The organism is Mycobacterium arosiense ATCC BAA-1401 = DSM 45069 (genome assembly GCF_002086125.1).
Classification (GTDB): Bacteria; Actinomycetota; Actinomycetes; order Mycobacteriales; family Mycobacteriaceae; genus Mycobacterium; species Mycobacterium arosiense.
In genome coordinates this window covers 1-429 of sequence record NZ_MVHG01000248.1, presented here as the reverse complement: position 1 = coordinate 429, position 429 = coordinate 1, and the positions used below count along the sequence as shown (strand labels likewise).

General features: G+C 64.3%; 1 protein-coding gene. It reads left to right on the top strand.

Features of this window, described 5'->3' with window-relative positions; translation table 11 throughout:
- Nucleotides 1-387, top strand: a 387-nt coding sequence (locus BST14_RS28335; RefSeq protein ID WP_142279694.1) for an integrase core domain-containing protein, incomplete at its 5' end; no start/stop codon positions are given.
- Nucleotides 388-429 lie beyond the last annotated feature (42 nt).

Genomic DNA, 429 nt, shown 5'->3' with positions numbered 1-429 from the left:
TGCCTTGGTGGGATGGTCGAGCGCAGTATCACCGGCGAGCACCTGATCGCCGAGCTCGACCGTCTGGCCGGCCAGCGCGGTACTTATCCGACGGTGCTGCGGTGTGACAACGGTCCCGAATTAGCCTGCAGCGCAATGGCCGACTGGGCCGCCGGACTGGTCGGCCTGCACTTCATCCCGCCCGGCGAGCCGTGGCGAAACGGCTACGTCGAATCCTTCAACTCCCGCATCCGCGACGAATGCTTGAACATCAACAGCTTCTGGTCACTGGCCCAGGCCCGGGTGGTCATCAGCGACTGGAAACACGAGTACAACCACCACCGCCGGCACTCGTCACTGGGCTACCAGCCCCCAGCCCACTACGCTGCCACCTGTACCCACCAATGAACGACTCTCCTTCGCCGTGGACCAGTTCACGGGGTCCGGTCA